Below are 270 nucleotides of genomic sequence, written 5' to 3'. Positions count from 1 at the left end.
ATCGCTGATAGCTGGCCAAACTCTATTGATGCAACAGCAGCAATGAAAGAGTGGGGCTTCAAAGCAGAATACGATTTAGATAAAATGACAACTGACATGCTGGCTAAGTTAAAAAAAAAGCTCACAGCTGAGTTAGTGATGAATTAATAGGAAGAGTCGATTCTTAGGAATCGGCTCTTCATCATTTTTGGAGGGAGAGAAGTCTTATGCAGAGAGTTGATGTCGTATATGCACTAATACATGACGAAGAAACAGATAAAATATTAATGG

At 38.1% G+C, this 270-nt stretch carries 2 pseudogenes; both read left to right on the top strand.

What is annotated here, in order from left to right:
• A pseudogene (locus tag SB717_RS36170) lies at positions 1-147 on the top strand (UDP-glucose 4-epimerase); the annotation flags it as partial.
• 59 nt (positions 148-206) lie between these two features.
• A pseudogene (locus SB717_RS36165) lies at positions 207-270 on the top strand (NUDIX hydrolase); the annotation flags it as partial.

Source organism: Priestia sp. SIMBA_032 (assembly GCF_046535215.1).
In the GTDB taxonomy this organism is placed as follows: Bacteria; Bacillota; Bacilli; order Bacillales; family Bacillaceae_H; genus Priestia; species Priestia aryabhattai.
The sequence above is the reverse complement of the archived record's forward strand: the minus strand, read 5'-3'. Positions and strand labels throughout refer to the sequence as shown.